General features: G+C 66.9%; 13 protein-coding genes and 1 riboswitch. Of the genes, 7 read left to right on the plus strand and 6 right to left on the minus strand.

Translation table 11 applies throughout. The annotated features are described in order from the left end of the window. The first annotated feature begins 360 nt into the window (after nucleotides 1-360). A complete protein-coding gene (gene ssb / locus Q9246_RS15475; RefSeq protein WP_137171508.1) occupies nucleotides 361-867 on the plus strand; it encodes a single-stranded DNA-binding protein in 507 nt (168 codons plus the stop codon). A gap of 77 nt (nucleotides 868-944) precedes the next feature. On the opposite strand, the gene Q9246_RS15480 is transcribed toward ssb, so the two are convergent. The 3 genes from Q9246_RS15480 to Q9246_RS15490 all read right to left on the minus strand — a co-directional run bounded on the left by Q9246_RS15480 (nucleotide 945) and on the right by Q9246_RS15490 (nucleotide 3,987). Continuing rightward, a complete protein-coding gene (locus tag Q9246_RS15480) occupies nucleotides 945-1,328 on the minus strand; it encodes a VOC family protein (RefSeq protein ID WP_306391508.1) in 384 nt (127 codons plus the stop codon). 98 nt (nucleotides 1,329-1,426) lie between these two features. Then, the gene (locus tag Q9246_RS15485) at nucleotides 1,427-2,659 is read right to left on the minus strand and encodes an ROK family transcriptional regulator (RefSeq protein WP_306391509.1); all 1,233 of its coding nucleotides are present in this window, start codon (nucleotides 2,657-2,659) and stop codon (nucleotides 1,427-1,429) included. 77 nt (nucleotides 2,660-2,736) lie between these two features. Continuing rightward, nucleotides 2,737-3,987 (minus strand): MFS transporter, encoded by a 1,251-nt coding sequence (locus Q9246_RS15490; RefSeq protein WP_306391510.1) that lies wholly within the window; start codon nucleotides 3,985-3,987, stop codon nucleotides 2,737-2,739. A gap of 149 nt (nucleotides 3,988-4,136) precedes the next feature. Beyond that, nucleotides 4,137-4,356, plus strand: a riboswitch (cobalamin riboswitch). A gap of 182 nt (nucleotides 4,357-4,538) precedes the next feature. On the opposite strand from Q9246_RS15490, the gene Q9246_RS15495 reads away from it, so the two are divergent. From Q9246_RS15495 to Q9246_RS15520, 6 genes are all read left to right on the plus strand, one after another. Further along, complete coding sequence (locus Q9246_RS15495; RefSeq protein ID WP_306391511.1) at nucleotides 4,539-8,915, plus strand: cobaltochelatase subunit CobN; 4,377 nt, start codon at nucleotides 4,539-4,541, stop codon at nucleotides 8,913-8,915. After that, a complete protein-coding gene (locus Q9246_RS15500) occupies nucleotides 8,912-9,370 on the plus strand; it encodes a MotA/TolQ/ExbB proton channel family protein (RefSeq protein ID WP_306391512.1) in 459 nt (152 codons plus the stop codon). The genes Q9246_RS15495 and Q9246_RS15500 overlap by 4 nt, the downstream gene beginning before the upstream one ends. Then, complete coding sequence (locus Q9246_RS15505; protein WP_306391513.1) at nucleotides 9,367-9,687, plus strand: hypothetical protein; 321 nt, start codon at nucleotides 9,367-9,369, stop codon at nucleotides 9,685-9,687. Before Q9246_RS15500 ends, Q9246_RS15505 begins: the two co-directional genes overlap by 4 nt. Nucleotides 9,688-9,692: 5 nt before the next feature. Next, complete coding sequence (locus Q9246_RS15510) at nucleotides 9,693-11,765, plus strand: TonB-dependent receptor (protein WP_306391515.1); 2,073 nt, start codon at nucleotides 9,693-9,695, stop codon at nucleotides 11,763-11,765. Between the two features lies 1 nt (nucleotide 11,766). Then, nucleotides 11,767-13,203: a PepSY domain-containing protein gene (locus Q9246_RS15515; protein ID WP_306391516.1), complete on the plus strand. Its 1,437-nt coding sequence runs from the start codon at nucleotides 11,767-11,769 to the stop codon at nucleotides 13,201-13,203. 143 nt (nucleotides 13,204-13,346) lie between these two features. Next, complete coding sequence (locus Q9246_RS15520) at nucleotides 13,347-14,297, plus strand: antitoxin Xre/MbcA/ParS toxin-binding domain-containing protein (protein ID WP_306391517.1); 951 nt, start codon at nucleotides 13,347-13,349, stop codon at nucleotides 14,295-14,297. A 20-nt stretch (nucleotides 14,298-14,317) separates the two neighbouring features. On the opposite strand, the gene Q9246_RS15525 is transcribed toward Q9246_RS15520, so the two are convergent. Genes Q9246_RS15525 through Q9246_RS15535 form a run of 3 tightly spaced genes read right to left on the minus strand, consistent with a single transcriptional unit; the run spans nucleotide 14,318 to nucleotide 19,027 of the window. Next, nucleotides 14,318-15,100, minus strand: coding sequence for a ThuA domain-containing protein (locus Q9246_RS15525; RefSeq protein ID WP_306391518.1), 783 nt, complete (start codon nucleotides 15,098-15,100; stop codon nucleotides 14,318-14,320). Between the two features lie 16 nt (nucleotides 15,101-15,116). Continuing rightward, nucleotides 15,117-15,989: an alpha/beta hydrolase gene (locus Q9246_RS15530; protein ID WP_306391519.1), complete on the minus strand. Its 873-nt coding sequence runs from the start codon at nucleotides 15,987-15,989 to the stop codon at nucleotides 15,117-15,119. Then, nucleotides 15,989-19,027, minus strand: a complete 3,039-nt coding sequence (locus Q9246_RS15535; RefSeq protein WP_306391520.1) for a glycosyl hydrolase family 28-related protein — start codon at nucleotides 19,025-19,027, stop codon at nucleotides 15,989-15,991. Before Q9246_RS15535 ends, Q9246_RS15530 begins: the two co-directional genes overlap by 1 nt. Between the last annotated feature and the right edge of the window lie 12 nt (nucleotides 19,028-19,039).

The raw sequence follows: 19,039 nt of genomic DNA on the forward strand, positions 1-19,039 counted from the left end.
GTGTAGCGCGTTTTTGTTTCGGCTGTACATTTATCCAGTAGTTGCTGTACCAAGGGTGCCAACTTGGCATACCACTTTGGCAAGCACCTGGCAGCCGGGTCTATGCTATGTGGGCCAATCCTTTGGCGCTTCAATGACAAAGCGTTCAGAACTGGAAAATAATTTTCAGGGCGGTTATTTGTCTAACTTAATCGACAACGAAGCAGCCGATTCGATGCTATGCCTGGACTGACGCCAGCCAACAAAAAGGATTGCTGAAACCGGGTGCTGCCCCGCATAATAGTCAGCTGCAACACACCGTTCCCTGACGACTAGAACCATGCAGAGTCAGGGCTTACCATACCCAGCAGGAGTAACATCATGGCATCAGTCAACAAGGTCATCATCGTCGGCAACCTCGGCCGCGATCCAGAAATTCGCTACATGCCGAGCGGCGACGCTATCGCGAACATCGCGGTCGCTACCTCGTATAAATCGAAAGACCGCAACACCGGCGAGCAGAAAGAGCTGACCGAGTGGCACCGCATTTCCTTCTTCGGCCGCCTGGCCGAAATCGTCGGCCAGTACCTCAAGAAAGGTTCGTCGGTCTACGTCGAAGGCCGCCTGCAGACCCGCAAGTACACCGACAAGGACGGCATCGAGCGCTACGCCACCGACATCATCGCTGAGAACATGCAAATGCTGGGCGGTCGCCAGGGCATGGGCGGCGGCGACAGCATGGGTGGCGGCATGGGCGGCGGCATGGACGACGACTATTCGGCCCCGCAACGTCCGGCGCCACGTCAGGCGCCACCGGCCCCAGCCGCGCGTCCGCAGCCGAAACCGGCGCCGAACTTCTCGGATATGGATGACGATATTCCATTCTGATAAGGCGGGTAATCGATAAAAAGCCGAGGATCGCTTCCTCGGCTTTTTTATTTGCAGATCGTCGTGTCAGGGGGCGCTTACGTGCCATTGATATTCAGAATATTTCCGTCCGGATCCTTCAGCCAGACGATCTTCATCTTGTCGGCAATATGGACATCGCCTTCGCGCCGCATGCCGTCCATATCGTAGTGCTCGAAGCGGGCGCCCTTGGCCTGCAGCGCGGCGACGATCTCACTGAACTGGTCGCCGACATCCCAGGTGATGGCCGTGGCGCGATTGGTGCCAGCGTATTCCGACTGGTAGACCATGACACGGGTATTGCCGCTGCGGTAAATCAGTACTTCGGGCATGTCTTCCCCAATATCGACCGGGGATAAGCCCAACACGTTCTCGTAGAACTCCTTCGCCGCAGCAATGTCGCGTACGCCGACTGTTGCGATTGCATCCATATTCGTCAACATGATTGCCTCTCGCCTGGGTGCCAGTAGAGCGGATACGCTACTCCAAGGCGGATAGGCACAGCGCACGCCTCAGCGCGCCGTTCGCCGGCAATAGAGGCCTAGCGCCGGTCCTGTTTCAGCACCAGGCTGTGCGCCGGCGCGAAACTGGCATGCAGCGGCAGGTAGGCGGCGCCAACCACCTTGGCCGCCGCGCCCGTGGTGCCGGCCATGAGCAGCGGCCGCTGTGTGCCCTGCCAGCTATAGCGCGTCATGTTTTCCTGCATCGCCTCGATCAGCTGCGCGAGCAAGGCGCGGCTGACGGCGCCATCGACGATCACGCCATCCAGGTCGAGCAGGCAGGCCGCGCCAGTAACGCCGAAGGTAATCGCATTGGCCGCTTCCGTGATCCACTGCCGGGTCACGGCTTCATACGGCGCGGCCAGCATGCGTTCGTCGCTGAACGCCAGCAGTTCCAGCCCGGCCTGCGCATGCATCTCTTCCAGCCGCACCAACGACGCCGCGCCGAGCAGCTGCGGCGCCGCGCCGCGCTCGTCGCCGCCGGCCAGGCCCAATGGCATCGACCCGATCGCACCAGCATTGCCGAACTGGCCGCTATGCGGTTCGCCATCGATCACCAGCCCGCCGCCGACCAGGGCGTCGACGAACACGTACAGGTAGCTTTTCAGTGTCCGTCCGCGCCCGGCCACCAGCTCGGCCACGCTGGCCGCGATCGTGTCCTTGGCGAAGTCCACGCGCAGTGGCGTCATGGCCTGCAGGCGCACCCGCATATCGGTGCGGCGCCAGGCTTCGGCATCCTGCGGCAGCAGGCTTTCCAGGCCGTGCCAGGTGCCCAGCGTGAGCGGCGCCGCCAGGCCGATGCCGGTCAGGCGCGGCGCGAGTTCAGGGCCGAGAAAGTCGTCCACCTCGCGCAGCCTGGCGTCGATGGTGGCGAATACCTGTTCCACCTCGGGGCTGGCGTAGGGCGTCGACGACTGCCAGCGCAGCGCGCCCGTGAAGTCGAGCAGCACCACGTCCAGCGCGCGCCGTCCGATCTGGATGCCGATCGAGAACGCGCCGTCCGGATTCAGCGCGATCGGCTGCGATGGCTGGCCCACCTTGCCGCGCACCGATTCGCGCTTGAGCACCAGTTTCTCGTCCAGCAGGCGGTTGATGATTACCGACGCCGTTTGCGTACTGAGCCTGGTGATGCGCGCCACTTCGGCCTTGGGCAGGCTGCCGTGGGCGCGGATCGCCTGCAGCACCACCCGCTCGTTGAACTCGCGCATGCCGACGTGGTTCGAGCCGACGGTGGGCAGCAGCGGCAGGGCGGAAGGGTCGGGGGAAGGCTGCATGGGCACGGCGTTCGATGGGAAAAGACGGCAGGATCCCGCCAGTATAAATCCTTCCCATCGAGATCGGCCCATGCCGCCTATTTTTCGGGCCGATCCAGGTTGCGCAGCGCCGGCGACAGGAAGCCGCTCAGGCTCACCAGCGTGCCGGCCACGCCGATCGCGACGAACAGCCAGCGGATGCCGAGCGCCTCGCCCAGCGGCGACGCCAGCGCCAGCCCGACCGGCGCCGCCAGCGCCATCACCATGTTCAGCAGCGACAGCACCCGGCCCTGCAGGTGGTTCGGGATCGTCAATTGCAGCAGGGTGGTCAGCGGCGTGTTCCCGGCGATGAAGGCCGCGCCGCTCAGGCCCCACCAGAACACCGCCACCCCGAACAGCGTGGGCGGCACCAGCGCCGTCAGCGCCAGGGCCGCGCACGAGCCGCCGAAGCCCAGCAGGATCCACGGCATGCCGTGGCGCGGCGCGAGCGCCGTCACGAACATGCCGCCGGCGATCATGCCGACGCCGGCCATCGCCTCCATGAAGCCCACCTGCGGCGCGCCGCCGCCGAAGTATTCCTTGACCAGGAGCGGCACCAGCGTGAACGCCGGCATGATCACCAGCACCACCGCGCCGAGCAGCAGGTACAGGCGCAGCAGGCCAGGGCTGGAAGTGACCACTGCCAGCCCGGTGCGGAACTCGCGCCACAGGCCTTGCCGGTCTTCAGCCGCCACGCGCGGCTGCGGGATGCGGAACAGCAGCAGCGGCACGATGCCCAGCAGGGCGGTGCCGACGTCGATCCCCAGCGCCCAGCCCATCGGCAGGACGCTGATCGCCAGCGCGCCGAGCGGCGCCGCGGCGACCGTCATCAGCGCCTGCACCGTCTGGCTCAGGCCCACCGCGCGCGGCAAAAAGCCGGGCGGCACCAGCATCGCCACGCTGGCCCCCGCCGCCGGGGCCTGGAAGGCCTGCATCGCGCTGCGCACCGCCAGCATCGTGTAGACCTGCCACAGCGCCACGCTGTCGCTCAGGAACAGCACGATCAGCGCCACCATGCACAGCGCGCTCACCAGGTCGGCGCAGATCATCAGCAGGCGCCGGCTGTAGCGGTCGGCCAGGGTGCCGCCGAGCGGGCTCAGGACCGCCTGCGGCAGCAGGGCCGCGATGCCGGCCGTCGCTAGCGCCGAGATGTCGCCGGTGGTGTCGGTGATCCACCACAGCAGCACGAACTGGGTCAGCGCGGAGCCGAGCAGCGACAACGACTGGCCGGCGAAGACCAGGCCGTAGCGCAGCTTCCAGGGCGAGCCGGGGGCGATTGCGGAGTCAGGCGAAGGCGAAACAGAGGTCATGAGGTGTGCGGCGGCGAGGCTGGTCGAACAGCGCATTGTGACCCGGATCGATGGCAATCGGGTGACAGTTGGATGGAGATTCGATGGACGGTATCCGCTCCCGCGAAAAAATAATGCGGTGACAACGGTACATACTTGGCGGTAGAATCGCCCCCAATCAAGTGAATGGTGCCTTCCTGCTCGTCTGCAGGGAGGTGAAACGGGAAGCCGGTGACGTGTGCGATATCCATCGCGCGCCAGTCCGGCGCAGCCCCCGCTGCTGTAAGCCTGACGACCCCGGTCGAACGCCACTGTGCCCCGTGCACGGGAAGGCAGGACCGGGGAAGGAAGACGGCGAGCCAGAAGACCGGCCCTTCACGATGCATACGTACGTCCCGGGGTGAGGGCGTGCCTGTTGGTTGTCCGCTGTTCCTTCTTTCATCGTTCGTGCGATTGCCGTCGTGCTCTTTCGCGTGCGTGGCGCGCGCGTGGACGTCCCCGTTCATCGTGGAAGGACTGCGGCTGCCGGTAGTCGTGCGCGCCTGGCGCGCAGCTGAAAGGTCGAAGTTCACATGAACGCTTCTCTGCTAGTCCGCCTGCGGACCTTGCTGGTGCTCGCCTGCGCATTCGCCGGCGTCCCCGCGGGCGCCGCCACCCTGTTCGCCGTGGTCACCGAGCGCGCCGCGCCGGGCGCCATCGAGGCCGCCCACCGCCACCTGGCCAGTCATCCGCAAGACCGCATCCTGCTGCGCACCCCGGCCCAGCTGATGGCCGCCGGCGAGCGCGAGGTAGGGCAGTGGATCGCCGGCGCCGACACCGTGCTGGCGGTGTCGCTGTTCGGCGACCCGGCGCGCCGCATGAAGGATGCGCTGGCGCGCCACGCCCGGCCGGCCACCGCGGTGCTGGCGCTGAACGGCGAGGCGACCCTGAACCTCATGACGCGCTCGCGCCACGGCAGCCTGGCCGGCTTCTCGCCCGAGCTGCTGCGCCAGCTGGCGAGCGAAGCGCCGCCGCCGGCCGCGCTGCAGGCGGCCGAGGCCGATCCTGCGGCCGGCCACTGGCTGGCCGCGCGTCGCGTATGGCAGGCGGGCGGCGTGGACAACACCACGGCGCTGATGCGGCATCTGCTCGATCCGGCCAAGCCCCTCGGTCCTCCGCAGCCCGAGCCCACCCTGCGCCTGCGCGCGGGCCAGCGCGAGCTGCAGGACGCCGAAGCCTGGGGCAATGCAGCGAAGCTCGGCCTGCGCGACCGGCCCACCGTGGTCGTGCTCGACCTGGCAAACATGGATGGTGTGGTGCCGGCCGCGCTGTGCCGCCGCATCGAAGAACTGGGCCAGCCCTGCGTGCAGCTGCTGACGCGCTGGGGCGGCGCCTCGCGCGAAGCCCTCGAGCGCCTGCCCGAACTGGTCGCGCCGGCCAAGCCGGCCGCGCTGGTGGTGCTGCAGGACTTCGTGGTCGGCGCCGCAGAGGGCCGCGAGGCGGTGGGCGAGGCCTTCAAGCGCCTTGACATCCCGGTGTTCAAGGCGATCCGGCTATCGGACCGCACGGCGGTGCAATGGCAGTTGTCGCCCGACGGCCTGCCGCCCGATTCGGTCCAGTACCGCGTGGCCCTGCCCGAGCTGCAGGGCATCGGCCAGCCGATGGTGGTGGCGGCCCTGGGCCAGGCCCAGCGCGACCGCCAGACCGGCATCGAGAATCGCCCGCCCGTCGTGCTGCCGGCCGAGGTCGACCGCCTGGGCAGCCGTGTGGCGCGCTGGCTGGCGCTGCGCGCCAAGCCCAATGCGGACAAGAAGATCGCGATGGTCTACTACAACCACCCGCCGGGCCGCCAGAACATCGGTGCCGACAACCTGAACGTGCCGGATTCGCTGTTCGAGATGCTGCACGCATTGAAGGCATCCGGCTATACCGTCGGCGACTTGCCGGCCACGCCCGAGGCGCTGCTCGACATGATCATGGCGCGCGGCGTCAACCTGCCGGAAGACCGCGCTGCCCTGCGCGAACTGGCCGGCACCGTCAACAGCGTCAGCGCCGCGGACTACGCGCGCTGGTTCGCCACCCTGTCGCCGCGGGTGCGGGGCGAGATGCAGGATGGCCTGCTGGGCCGCCTGCACGCCGACGTGCTCACCGCCGAGGCGAAGGGCGAGCGCGCGCTGGGCCGCAAGCAGGCCGAGACCGTGATCGAGGAGCTGCTGCACCTGGTCGAGGGCGTCGACCATCCGCAGCGCCAACAGGCCACGCGCGACCTGCATGCGCTGGAAGACGGCTATATGGCCTGCCTCGATGAAGCCAGGCCGCGTCCCTGCCAGTCGCTGGCGCCTCTGTATCGGCGCCTGATCGGCTACGGCATCGAAGGCATGCGCGGCTGGGGGCCGGCGCCGGGCAAGGTGATGGTCGACAGCGGCAAGCTGCTGGTGCCGGGCCTGGTGTTCGGCAACGTCTTCATCGGTCCGCAGCCGCCGCGCGGCTGGGAGGTGGACGAGGAACTGCTGCATGCGAACACCAGCATCACGCCACCGCACCAGTTCCTGGGTTTCTATCACTGGATCCGCGACCGCTTCAAGGCCGACGCCGTGGTGCACGTGGGCCGCCACTCGACCTATGAATTCATGCCCGGCAAGGCGGTGGGCCTGTCGAGCGACGACTATCCGAGCCTGATCGCCAGCGACCTGCCGGGCATCTACCCGTACATCGTCGACGGCGTCGGCGAAGGCACGCAGGCCAAGCGCCGCGGCCTGGCCATCATCGTCGACCACCTGACGCCGCCGCTGGCCACCACGCCGCTGTACGACGAGCTGCTGTCGCTGCGCCAACTGGTCGAGAGCTTCGAGGCCGCGTCGTCCGAGTCGCTCAAGACCCAGGCCGCGCAGCTGATGCGCGAGCGTGTCGTGGCCCTCAACCTGCGCGCCGAGCTCGAAGCGTCGATGTCCGACGTGCTCGAAGTGCGCGGCATCGGCTTCGACGCGGCCGACGACGACCTGCTGGCGCACGAGATCGGCCACTATCTGACCAAGCTGCAAGAGAAGTTCATGCCCCACGGCCTGCACGTGTTCGGCCGGCCGTGGAACAAGGAGTCGCTCGACCTGATGCTCGACTCGATGAAGAAGAGCGGCATCGACGACCCGGAAGTCGCGCACAAGCTGCGTGACTCGCCGCGGCGCGAGATGGCGGCGCTGCTGGCGGGCCTGGATGGCCGCTACATCGAGCCGGGCAAGGGCAACGATCCGCTGCGTTCGCCCGAGGCGCTGCCCACGGGCCGCAACTTCCATGCAGTCGACGGCGACATCCTGCCGACCCGCCTGGGCTATGGCCTGGGCCTGCAGATGGCGGGCAAGGCCGCGGAACGCGACAAGGTGGGCGAGGGCAGCGAGGGCAGCGAGGGCATCATCCTGTGGGCCTCGGATGCGGTGCGCGACGAAGGCGTGATGGTCGGCTTCGCGCTGGCCATGATGGGCGCCGAGCCGGTGTGGAATGCGCGCGGCATCGTCACCGACGTCAAGCTCCCGCCCGGCGCCGTGCGGCGCGACGCGGTGGTGACGACGTCCGGCCTGTTCCGCGACCTGTACCCGAACCTGATCCGCCTGATCGACCGCGCCGGCCGGCTGGCGCTGGCGGCGTCGGCGCAGAACCTGGTCGAGCAGGATCCTTCGTTGCGGCCAGCCCTGCAGGCTGCGCTGGCGCCGATCGAAGGTGCGGTATGGGGCAGTGAGGCGCCGACCGGCAACCGCGTGGCGCGCGAATGGCTGAACCGCCAGCGCGCGCTGGTCGCCGGCGGCCTGCCGGCCGCCGACGCCGGCCAGGCGGCGGCGCTGCGCGTGTTCGGCGATGCGCCGGGCGCGTATGGCGCCGGCGTGAACCGCCTGACCGAGCGCTCCGGCGCCTGGCGCGAGCGCGACGAGATCGGCCGTGCCTACCGCAACCGCATGGGCCACGCCTATGGCCTCGATGCCGAGGGCGAGTCGCGCCACCGCGCCTTCGACGTGGCGCTGGACGGCATCCACCGCACCTACCACGGCCGCGCCAGCAACCTGTACGGCCTGCTGGACAACAACGACGCCTTCGACTACCTGGGAGGCCTGTCGCTGGCGGTCGAGACCCGCACCGGGCGCGTGCCGGAAGCCCTGATCCTGCAGCACGCACGGCCGGGCCAGGCCGACGTCGAGCCACTCGCCAGCGCGCTGCTGGGCGAGCTGCGCGGACGCTTCCTGAACCCGGCCTGGCTGCGGCCCTTGATGGACAACGGTTATTCCGGCGCGCGCACCATGGGCCAGGAATTCATCGAGAACCTGTGGGGCTGGCAGGTGACCCGTCCCGACCTGGTCAAGAACTGGGCCTGGGACGAAGTAAAAGCCGTGTACTTCGACGACCGGCACAAGCTCGGCCTGCCGGAATTTTTGGGCCAGCGCCATAACGCACACGTGAAGGCACACATGCTGGCGGTGTTCATGGTGGCGGCCGAGAAGGGCTACTGGAAGACCGATCCGGAGACCATCCGCCGGATGGGCGGCGAACTCGCGCGCCTGGTGTCGGCCAATGGCCTGCCGGGCAGCGGCCACACGACGCCGGACCACCCGATGTGGGGCTGGCTGGCGCCGCAACTGGATGGCGCGGACGCGCAGCGGCTTGGCGTGACGCTGGCCAAGGCGCGCGGCGAGCTGTTGCCGGCGTCGGCCTTGGCCGTTCCTACCGTTTCTGCCAATCCCGCTCCCGCTGCGCCGGCGCAGCAATCAGCAGCGCCCGACGCTGGCGATGCAACTGAACCCGCCCCGCCGGCGCCGGCGCCCGAACCGGTGCGCGTCTACGAATTGAAGCAGCAGCCCGAACCCGCGCAGCCGGCCGCGCTGCGCATCGTGCAGGCGCTGGCCATCCTGGCCGCCTGCCTGGCTTTGTTCTCGCTCGGCCTGTGGCGCGGCCGGCACATCCCTCAACCTGCAAGGAGTCATCCATGATCGAAACCCTCTCTTCCGACTTTATTTCCTATGGGTGGCTGCACGACGCCGTCAGCTGGCTGCTCGCGCCATCCCTGGTGGCGCTGCTGATCGGCTGCGCGATCGCGCTGGTCGAATCCGGCATCGCCGTCGGCGAACGCTTCCACGGCCTGGCCAAATTGCGCGACAGCGGCAATGTCGAGGCGGTGCAACGCATTGCCCGTCACCGCCTGGAACGCGCCGACCTGCTGGCGCGCATCCCGCCGATGCTGGGCCTGATGGCCACCATCATCCCGCTCGGACCGGGCCTGGCGGCGCTGGGTGAAGGCGATCCGGCCAAGCTGGCCAGCGCCGTGACCGTCGCCTTCGACGCCACCGTGCTGGGCCTGGTGGCGGGCATCGGCGGCCTGGTGATCGGCAAGCTGCGCCGCCGCTGGTACGAAGAGACGCTGGACGCAATGGAGCCGCAAGCATGAGCGGGCGAGGCCGATTGCGGCTTTACCGCCACCTCGACGCCCGCTTCGACCAGAGCGACGAAGACCCGCGCGCCAGCCTGGTCAACCTGGTCGACGTGATGCTGGTGTTCGCCTGCGGCCTGATCGCGGCGATCGCCGGCGCGCAAGGCGCATTCAAGACCCCGCAGCCGGTGGAGAAGGGCCGCCAGATCGAGCGGCCCGCCAGCGGCGTCACCCAGGACGGTAGCGGCTACGACCGCGTCGGCGAGGTGTTCCGCGATCCCAAGACCGGCCAGCTGATGCTGATCGAACCTGCACAAACACAGAGCAAACCATGAAAGCCATGAACCGACTGCATCCGCTGGCCGCGGCCATCGCCCTGCTGTGCGCCACCGGCGCCGGCGCGCAAGACCTCCCCACCGTGACCATCCAGGGCGCCATGCTCGACGAAGGCCTGGCGCTCGACCGTCCGCACACGACCGGCAGCCGCCTCGGGATCAGCACGCTCGACCTGCCGGCCAGCGCCGAGAGCCTGAGCGCCGCCACCATCGCCGCGCGCGGCGACCTGCAGGTCAGGGATGCGGTGACCCGCACCACCGGCCTGACCGACAGCAGCACGCCCGGCAGCGGCATCAGTTATTCGGCGCGTGGCTTCAACGGCAACAGCTCGATCGCCCTGCTGGAAAACGGCCAGCGCCTGCTGGTCGGTTCGGGAACGGCGACCTATCCGGCCGATCCCTGGGGCTATGAAACCATCGAAGTGCTGCGCGGCCCGGGTTCGGTGGTGCACGGCAGCGGCACCACCGGCGCCATCGTCAACGCGGTGCGCAAGATGCCGCGCCGCGAATCCTCGGTCGAACTGTTGGGGGGCGTCGGCAGCAGCTCTTCGCTGCGCGCCGGCTTCGGCGCCACCGGCGCCCTGGGCGAGCAGAGCGCCTTTCGCGTCGACGCCTATGCCGGCCGCAGCGACGGCTTCATCGACCGTGGCGAATCGCGTCACGGCAAGATCCTGACCAGCATGACGAGCACGCTGGCCCCGGGCGTGACGCTGTACGCCCAGCTGGACCATGCCGAGCAGGAGCCGCGCCGCTATTTCGGCACGCCGCTGGTGAACGGCCGCCTGGCCGGCCACCTGCGCGACCAGAACTACAATGCCGGCGACGCCGTGCTGCGCTACGTCGACGACAAGGCGATGGCGCGCCTGAACTGGCAGGTGGCGCCGGGCCTGGTCGTCAGCAACGAGCTGGCCTACATGAAGGCGCGCCGCGACTGGCGCAATATCGAGTCATATGCGTACGATCCGGTGGCCGACATGGTCGACCGCAGCGACTACCTGGCCCTGCGCCACAACCAGGAACAGACCGCGAACCGCCTCGAGGCGCGCTGGACGAGCGCGGCCAACCAGTTCATCGCCGGCTGGGAGGCGTCGGCCATCGACTTCAAGCACACCAACAGTTCGCCGTATCGCGGAGCGTCGACCGTCAGGCCGACCGGCTTCGATCCGGGCCTGTTCGACAGCCCGGACCCGCTGCGGCCCAACTTCGCCACCGACACCACCACCCATGCGTTCTACCTGGAAGACGCCTACCGGGCCAGCGAACGCCTGCTCCTGATGGCCGGCGTGCGCCACGACCGCTACAAGGTCGACCGCCGCAACCTGCTGGCCGACAGCGGCCACTTCGACGCAACACTGATCTCGAACGCGGTGCGCGTGGGGGCGAGCTGGAAGCTGGCGCCGGACACCTCGCTGTATGGCCAGGTCAGCACCGGCAGCGATCCGGTGACCAGCATCCTGTCGCTGAACCTGGCCAATAACAAGTTCAAGCTGACCAGCGCGCGCCAGCTCGAGGCGGGCGTCAAGCAGATGCTGGCCGGCGGCCGGGCCGAGTGGACCGCTGCGCTGTACAGGATCAAGAAGGACGACATCATCACGCGCGACCCGAACAATCCGGCCTTGTCGGTGCAGGGCGGTTCGCAGACTTCGCAAGGCGCCGAGGTGAGCGCCAGCGTGAACCTGGCGGCAGGCTGGCGCATGGACGCCAACGTCGCCTACACGGACGCCGAGTTCGACGAGCTGCTCGAGGCAGGCAACGTCTCGCGCGCCGGCAACCGGCCGGCCAATGTGCCGAAGGTGTCCTCGAACCTGTGGCTGACGCACCGCGCCGGCGACTGGCGCACGGGCGCCGGCCTGCGCTATGTGGGCAAGCGTTTCATCAGCAATGCCAATACGCAGACGCTGCCGGCATACACCACGCTGGACGCCTCGATCGGCTGGGCCCTGCGCCGCAACGTGCAGTTGCAGCTCAACCTGCGCAACCTGACCGACAAGCTGTATGCGATCTCCTCGTATGGTTCGTCGCAATACCTGCTGGGCGACGAGCGTCACGCCGAGCTGACCGTCCACTGGCGCTACTGACGTGGCGTCCTGGAAGCGCCAGCTGCATTGGTGGCACCGCTGGCTGGGCATCGTCATCGGCCTGCTGGTGCCGCTGTGGTTCGGTTCGGGCATCGTCATGATGTACGTGCCGTATCCCGAGCTGACCGAAGAAGAGCGCATGGGCTGGCTGGCGCCGCTCGACGCAGGCCGCGTCCAGGTGAAGGCCGATGCCGCGTGGGAGACGACCGCGCTGGCGGGCATGCCGGATGCGGTGCGCCTGAACACGGTGGCGGGTCGGCCAGCCTGGCACTTCCAGCATGAACGCAGCTGGCATTCGGTCTGGGCCGACAGCGGCGCACCGCTGCAGGTCGATGACCAGATCGTCGGTAGCTGTGCACGCAGCGCGGCGCCCGGCGCCCGATCGCTGGCGATCGACACGATCGACATCGACCAATGGACGTTCGGCGCCGTGCGCGTGCACCGGCCCTTGTTCCGGGTCGCCGTCGACGACGCTGCCGGCAGCGTACTGTACGTGTCGGGCCGCACCGGGGAGCTGGTGCGCGACACTACGCGCAGCGAACGCGCGTGGAACTGGGTCGGCGCTGTCACCCACTGGCTCTATGTGACGCCGCTGCGCAAGCATGGCGAAGCCTGGAGCCAGGTGGTGATGTGGACCTCCGGCGTGGCCACGGCGCTGGCCATCACCGGCATGGTGATCAGCATCCAGCGCCTGCGCATCCGCCGCCGCTATGCGGGCGGCAGGATGTCGCCGTATACCGGCTGGAAGGCCTGGCATCACTGGCTGGGCCTCGGCGTCGGCGTGCTGGTCATCACCTGGCTGTTCAGCGGTTGGCTGTCGATGGGGCCGTTCGGCTTCCCTGCCGGCGGCAGCATCACGCCGCAGGACCGGCTGGCGTTCGCCGGGGGCGGCGTCGACAGCGGCGACCTGGGGCTGGATGCGGCGGCGCTCCTGCGCGCGCATCCCGGCACGCTGGAGCTGGAATGGCGCCGCGTCGGTGGTGCACTGTACCTGAGCGCGCTCGGTCGCAAGGGGCGTACGCTGGTCGATGCGCGCGATGGCGCCCTGCTGACGGCCCTGCCGCACGAGGCGCTGCTGCGCGCGGCGCAGGCGATCCGACCCGTCGCCGCGATGCAGGCGGAACTGCTCACGGGGCCGGACGATTACTACTACAGCCATCACCGCGAAGTGACCTTCCCGGTGCTGCGCGCGCGCTTTGATTTGCCGGAGGCGCCGGTGTTCTACATCGATCCGGCCCAGGGCCGCCTGGCGGGCTACGTCGATCGCGACAAGCGCTGGGACCGCTGGCTGTTCGACGGCCTGCACCGGCTCGACTTCGCTGTCCTGCGCACGCGGCCGCTGTGGGATGTGGTGGTGATCGTCTTGTGCGTGCTGGGCTTTGCGCTGACCTTCAGTGGCCTGGTGCTTGGCTGGCGGCATTTGCGCAAGCTTGGGTAGGATATTTACGCACCTGAGATTTTTCTGCTCAAATCTGATACACTCTCCTTAACAACTAATCCGCGACGCCGGTGTGGCTAGACCATCTGGGGCGCGGGGGAAAAAGCCGGCGCAAGCCGGTTTTTTCATTCTACGGAGCGAAAATGGCAGAAGTACAGGTGACAGCCACCGAGCCGTTGCGTACCCGCATCTATGTTGATGGCTACAATCTTTATTATGGTTGTCTGAAGAGTACGCCTTATAAGTGGCTGGACTTGATGACGCTTTTTGAGCGATGCATCCTTCCTTCCAGCGCACCTCCTGAAAGTGTGTTACTGCCTCTGAGTATCAAATTTTTTACCGCCAAAATACTGGAAAAGGCTGCCAGGGCGCTTGATTCAGTGTCATCACAAGCGCGGTACCATACGGCGCTCCGCAAGCTGTACAGCGAACGGATTGAACTTATCGAAGGCTACTACTCCCTGATCGAGTCGAAAGCCAAGCTCGTAAATCCGACTGCCCCGGCAACTTGGCCACGCGATTGCCAAGAAACATTGGTCTGGAAGCTTGAGGAGAAACAGTCTGACGTGAATCTTGCACTACAGGCTTATCACGATGCGATCACGGGTGAGGTTGATCAAGTAGTGATTGTTACCAACGATACCGATATTGCGCCTGCATTACAGTTGATCCGTACCTACACTAAAGTACAGATAGGACTCGTTGTCCCATCGCGGACTCGGCAACGGATACCCAATAGTGAACTTGTCGAACTTGCACACTGGGTTCGCACGCACATTACTTTGGAAGAACTGGCGAAGTCTCAATTGCCTCGGGTAATTGCTGGGCGCAAGCCGACCATGAAACCTGAGTCCTGGTATGCACGGCCGGATTTGCTGGAACGAGTGGTCGCAATGGCACTTCCGTTTACAGGTAGTCGTGGCAAGGCGTTCAAATGGATGGAGGATCCAAACCCGCACTTGGGCGGGCGGACACCAATCGAGCTGGTCGAGACGGACGAGGGGGCCGAGCAAGTCATCGCCTATATTGAGCGCTATCAACAACACGTCGCTGGCACGGAGCGGCCCTCTGATGAAGATGGTCACCGTTCTTGATCGGAATCCCCTTCAGGAAATTAGCGGATTCCGCCAGCTTGTCCCCGCCCTGTCGCGGCCCAATAGATCCCGCCCAGCAAATGCCCCAGATACTGCGGATCGCGATACATCTCGCCATTGTGCCCCAGTGTGGTGACGAACACGCGGCCCTTCTCGTACTGGTGGTGCCAGGCTATCGGGTGGTCCTTGCCCATGCCTTTCACCGTCTGCCCCGGCCAGATCAGGGTCGGGTCGTAGCTAGACTCGTCCACGTTCAGCACCGGGTTGATCTTGACGTTATAGGGGTTTGTGAACGTATAGAACTCGTCGCTCCAGACCCAGCGCTCGGGCAGGCCGTAGGTGGCGGGGAAACCCTTGTCGACCACGGTCACCACCCCGGTCTGCAGCTTCGGATGCAGGCCGACGGTGCGGCCCACCATCTTCTCGAACCAGACCCAGTCGTTCGGTTTCGCGATCGCCGCGCGGTGCACCACGACGGCATTGCCGCCGCCGCGCATGTACTCTTCGAAGTTGGCGCGCTGGGCAGGGTTCAGCTCTTCGCCCGGCGTGTTCAGGAACATCACCGCCGCATACTGTTTCAGGTTGCCTTCGAACACCTGCGTCTTGTTGGTGTAGGTGAGCCCGAACGCATGCAGCTTGGCCAGCCGCTCCAGGTTGTCGCGCGCGATCGGGATATATTCGTAGTGGTACTTGCCGGGCGTGGCCAGCACCAGCAGCTTGAACTGGTCTTCGGCCAGGCTGTCCGGCACGGCGATCGCCATCATGGCCAGGCCAAGGGCCATGGATCGGGTCAGTTGCTTCATCGTGTCTCCTTTATTGTCATGGCGCGGGCACGCCTTCGGGCTTGCGACCATTCCGCGGCACCAGCCAGCCGCCGTCCGACAGCCAGTCGGCCAGCCGGTCGGGCCAGTGCTGCAGCGAGACGCGCTCGCCGCGCTGGCCCATATTGAAGGCGTGGTCGGTGTCGGCATACAGGTGCAGCTCGGCCGAGACGCCGGCCGCCACCAGTTGCTGGTACAGGGCGAGCGTGGGCGGCATGCAGCAGGCGTCGCGCGAGCCGGCGACCAGGAAGGCCGGCGGGGCGTTCGCGGCATCGGTGGCCGGCGTGCCGAGCGGGCCAGGATACACCAGCACCTGGAAGTCGGGCCGGGCCGAATGGCGGTCGAGTGCATCGCCGCCAGCCTTCGGTTGCGGGTGATTGGCCACCAGCGCCGCCAGTTCGCCGCCGGCCGAGAAGCCCATCACGCCGATGCGCTCGGGATCGACGCCATACTGCGCCGCATTGGCGCGCACCCAGCGCACCGCGCGCCGCAGGTCGGCGGCGGCATCGCCTTCGATGCTATAGCCCGATGCGCCATCGCGCGCCAGCCGGTACTTGAGCACGAAGGCGGTGACGCCGATCCGGTTCAGGGTCTTGGCCGCCACCATGCCTTCGTTCTGGAACACCAGCATGCGGTGTCCGCCGCCCGGCACCACGATCACGGCGGCGCCGTTGGCGTGGCGGCGGTCGGCCTGCGCCACCGTCAGCGACGGCGCGTGCACATTGCTGAAGTAGACGCCGTCCTTGACCGTCTCGGGCTCATGCTGGCGGCCCTGCGAGCCGGGTGCGCCGTTGGGCCAGAGTTCGATCACCTGCGCCATGGCGCTGCCGGACAGCAGCAGCGCGGCGCACAGGATGCCGATGGCGCGCATCAATCGCCGATCCGGGTCGAGTACAGCGAGTGATGGGTCAGGATGAACAGCGTGCGCTTGTCTGCGCCGCCGAAGACCAGCTGCAACGGACGCTCCGGCACGTCGATGCGGCCTTTCTGCTTGCCGTCCTTGCCATAGACGAAGACCTGGCCGTTGGCGACATAGGTGTCGCCGTTCGGACCGACCGCCGCGCTCTCGCCGCCGCGGTTGGCCAGCAGCTTGAGGTCGGTAAGGCCGCCGCCCTGGTTCACGATGCCGCTGAAGGTGCGGTTCTCGGAGCCGTTGGTGAACACCACTCGCTGGCCTACCGGCGCCGTGACGAGGCCGAAGGCCTGCAGCGAATCGGCCCAGCGCCAGCCAAGGTGGTCGGCCGCGCCCTGGCGCAGCACGCGGTAGGCGGGCAGCACCAGGCTGCCGTCGGGCGACACGTATTCTTCTTTCTTCGGCAGGGCGACGTCGCGCGCGAACATCTCGGCCAGCGTGGTGAATTCGAAAGTATCGTAGTTGAGCTGGTCCTTGAACTCGCCGTTCTGCCAGAAGTTGACCGGCACCGCGACCCGCGCACCCTGGCGCGCCGCAACCGGCGTCGGCTTGATCATCGTGACCTCGGTTCCCGGCGTGCCCGGCTTGAACGCGTAGACGCTGGCCTGCGGGCCGTAGTTCGAGATCACCATCATGTTGCCGCTATTGTCGAGCGCCAGGTTGACCGGATCGAGCGGGGCGTCGCGCACCACCACCAGGCCCTCGTCCTTGGTATAGCTGTAGATGCGCTTCCAGTGACGGTCGACGAAGTACAGCTTGCCCTTGGGGTCGACGGTGGCGCCGGCGATCGAATAGAAGCCACCTTCGAGCTTGTCGACCTTGCCCAGTGGCGCCGGCGCCTTGCGCTGCTTGCCGGTGTAGTCGAACACGGCGAACTCGCGCTCGCGCACCTCGAGCTTGTTGGAGACGTCGCGGATCGCGTTATCGTAGGCGAACTTGCTGGCGCGCAGATAGGTGGTGCAGCCATTGTCGTCGCAGGTCGCGAAGCCGCTCTCGCCGTTCACGTGCACATTGCGGAAGCGGATGTCGCTCGAGTTGGTGATCAGGATCGCGGCCGGCATCGGTTTATAGGAACGCGTCACGCGGTAACCGTGGTAGTTCGCGAACAGCAGGTTCTTCGAGTTGCGGATCTCAAGCGACACCGCATCGGCGCCGTCGCGGATCTCCTCCTCGGTCTGCGGCGCCAGGAATTCCCAGTTCTCCACATTGTCCAGCACGATCTCGGCGCGGATATGGTGCTCGGCCGACAGCTCATAGACTTTACCGGGGGTCTTGGTATTGCTCACGTAGAAGCCGGCTTGCGCATACCCGCTGGGCGACCAGATGCCCGAGAAAGTGCCGCCGCCGCCATCGGTCACCCACACGCTCGGATACTGGCGGTCCCAGTGCGCGGTGGTGTCGAACTTGGCGTCCTTCTGGTACGGGTCGGCGCGTCGGCCGTCGTACAGCCGGGTGCCGTGACCACCCTGGATGCGTACGTCGTCCACCAGCGAGTGTTCGCCGGCGCGCCACAGCAGCGCCACCGCGCGGTTGTTGATCTCGCCGGTCGCGAGGCCGATGCCGGACACGATGCCTTCGCCGCCGCGCGCGCTTTCCAGCAGCGCCTTGGGACTGTCGACACCCTGGAACTTGGGCGAGCCGTTCGGGATCAGGAGCTGGGTCAGGCCCGGGTGCAGGGCGATGATCACGGTGTCGGTCTTCATGCGGATCGTGTCGTTGACCACGTAGAAGCCCAGCGGCAGGTAGACCACGCGGTTGGCGTCGATCGCCTTCTGGATCGCCGCCGTGTCGTCGGTCTTGCCGTCGCCCTTGGCGCCGTAGGAGTGCACATTGGCCCATTCCTTCGACGGCGGCAGCGGACGCAGGGCGCGCGCCGGCGCCTTCGCCGCAGCCGGCAGGGCCGCCGACTTGTAATTGGTCGAGAACGTCCCCGGCTCGCCCATCTGCTTGATGAACAGGCCGTAGTTGAATTCGCTGACGGTGTAGTCGCGGCCATTCCCCGCCCCGGCCAGGGTCTTGCCGCTGTCGCGGAAGCGCACGAACGTCGGCACATTGCGCGCGATGGCGTTCTCCATGCCGACCTGGGTGTAGACGTTGTCTTCATTGCTGACGATGAGCGCAGCCTTGCTGACGTTCTCGAAGCGCACGTCCTTGCCCCACAACCAGTCGCCATAGCCGCGGTTGATCTCGATCCCGACCGGCGTGTCCTTGATCTCGGTATTGATCATCGTAAGGCTGGCCTCATGCTCGCGGATCGCCGCATCGCGCTGGCCTTCGAAGGTCGAATCCATCAGCGTGAACTGCCAGGCGGGCGAGGTCTTTTCGCTCAGGATGCCGTAGCGGCCGCCGTAGAAGCGCAGGTTGTAGGCGACGTTGCCGACCTGGTAGACGCCGGCCAGGCCGGAACCCAGATGAAAATCGATATGGCTCAGGTTCGAGTGCTGGGCCGTGTGCATGCGCACCGCGGCGGCGGCCGGGTTGCCATCCTTGATCTCGAAGTCGACGTTCGACAGCGCCGAATAGAAGGTCGACGAGTTCGCATTGCGGACTGCTTTTCCTTCCTCGGCGCTGAACGGCACCGCGCTCGGCACCGGCATCGGCACCTTGCCAACGTTGTACTGGTCGCCGCCGGTGAAGATCACCATATTCGCCACGCCCTTCTGGAAACCCGGCGTGTTCTCGCCCAGCACGAACACGGGGCGGGTCGGGCCGACGCCGTACAGGCGCACGGCCAGCGGAATCAGCAGCGAACGGGTGAGGCGGTAACGGCCCGAGGGCAGGAACACGATGCCGCCCTGGCCCTTGTTGGCGGCAGCATCCAGCGCCTGCTGGATCGCGGCCGTATCGTCGGCCTGACCGTCGCCCTTGGCGCGCACCACGACGGCGCGCGGGTCTTCGGGCATGGCCTGGTAGGCCGAGATGGATGCGGCGTTCGCGGCGCCGGCCAGCAGGAGCGACAGCGCCAGAGCGCGGGGAAGTACGGAAAGTGTTGTCATTATCGGTCTTTT

This window comes from Telluria beijingensis (assembly GCF_030770395.1).
In the GTDB taxonomy this organism is placed as follows: domain Bacteria; phylum Pseudomonadota; class Gammaproteobacteria; order Burkholderiales; family Burkholderiaceae_D; genus Telluria; species Telluria beijingensis.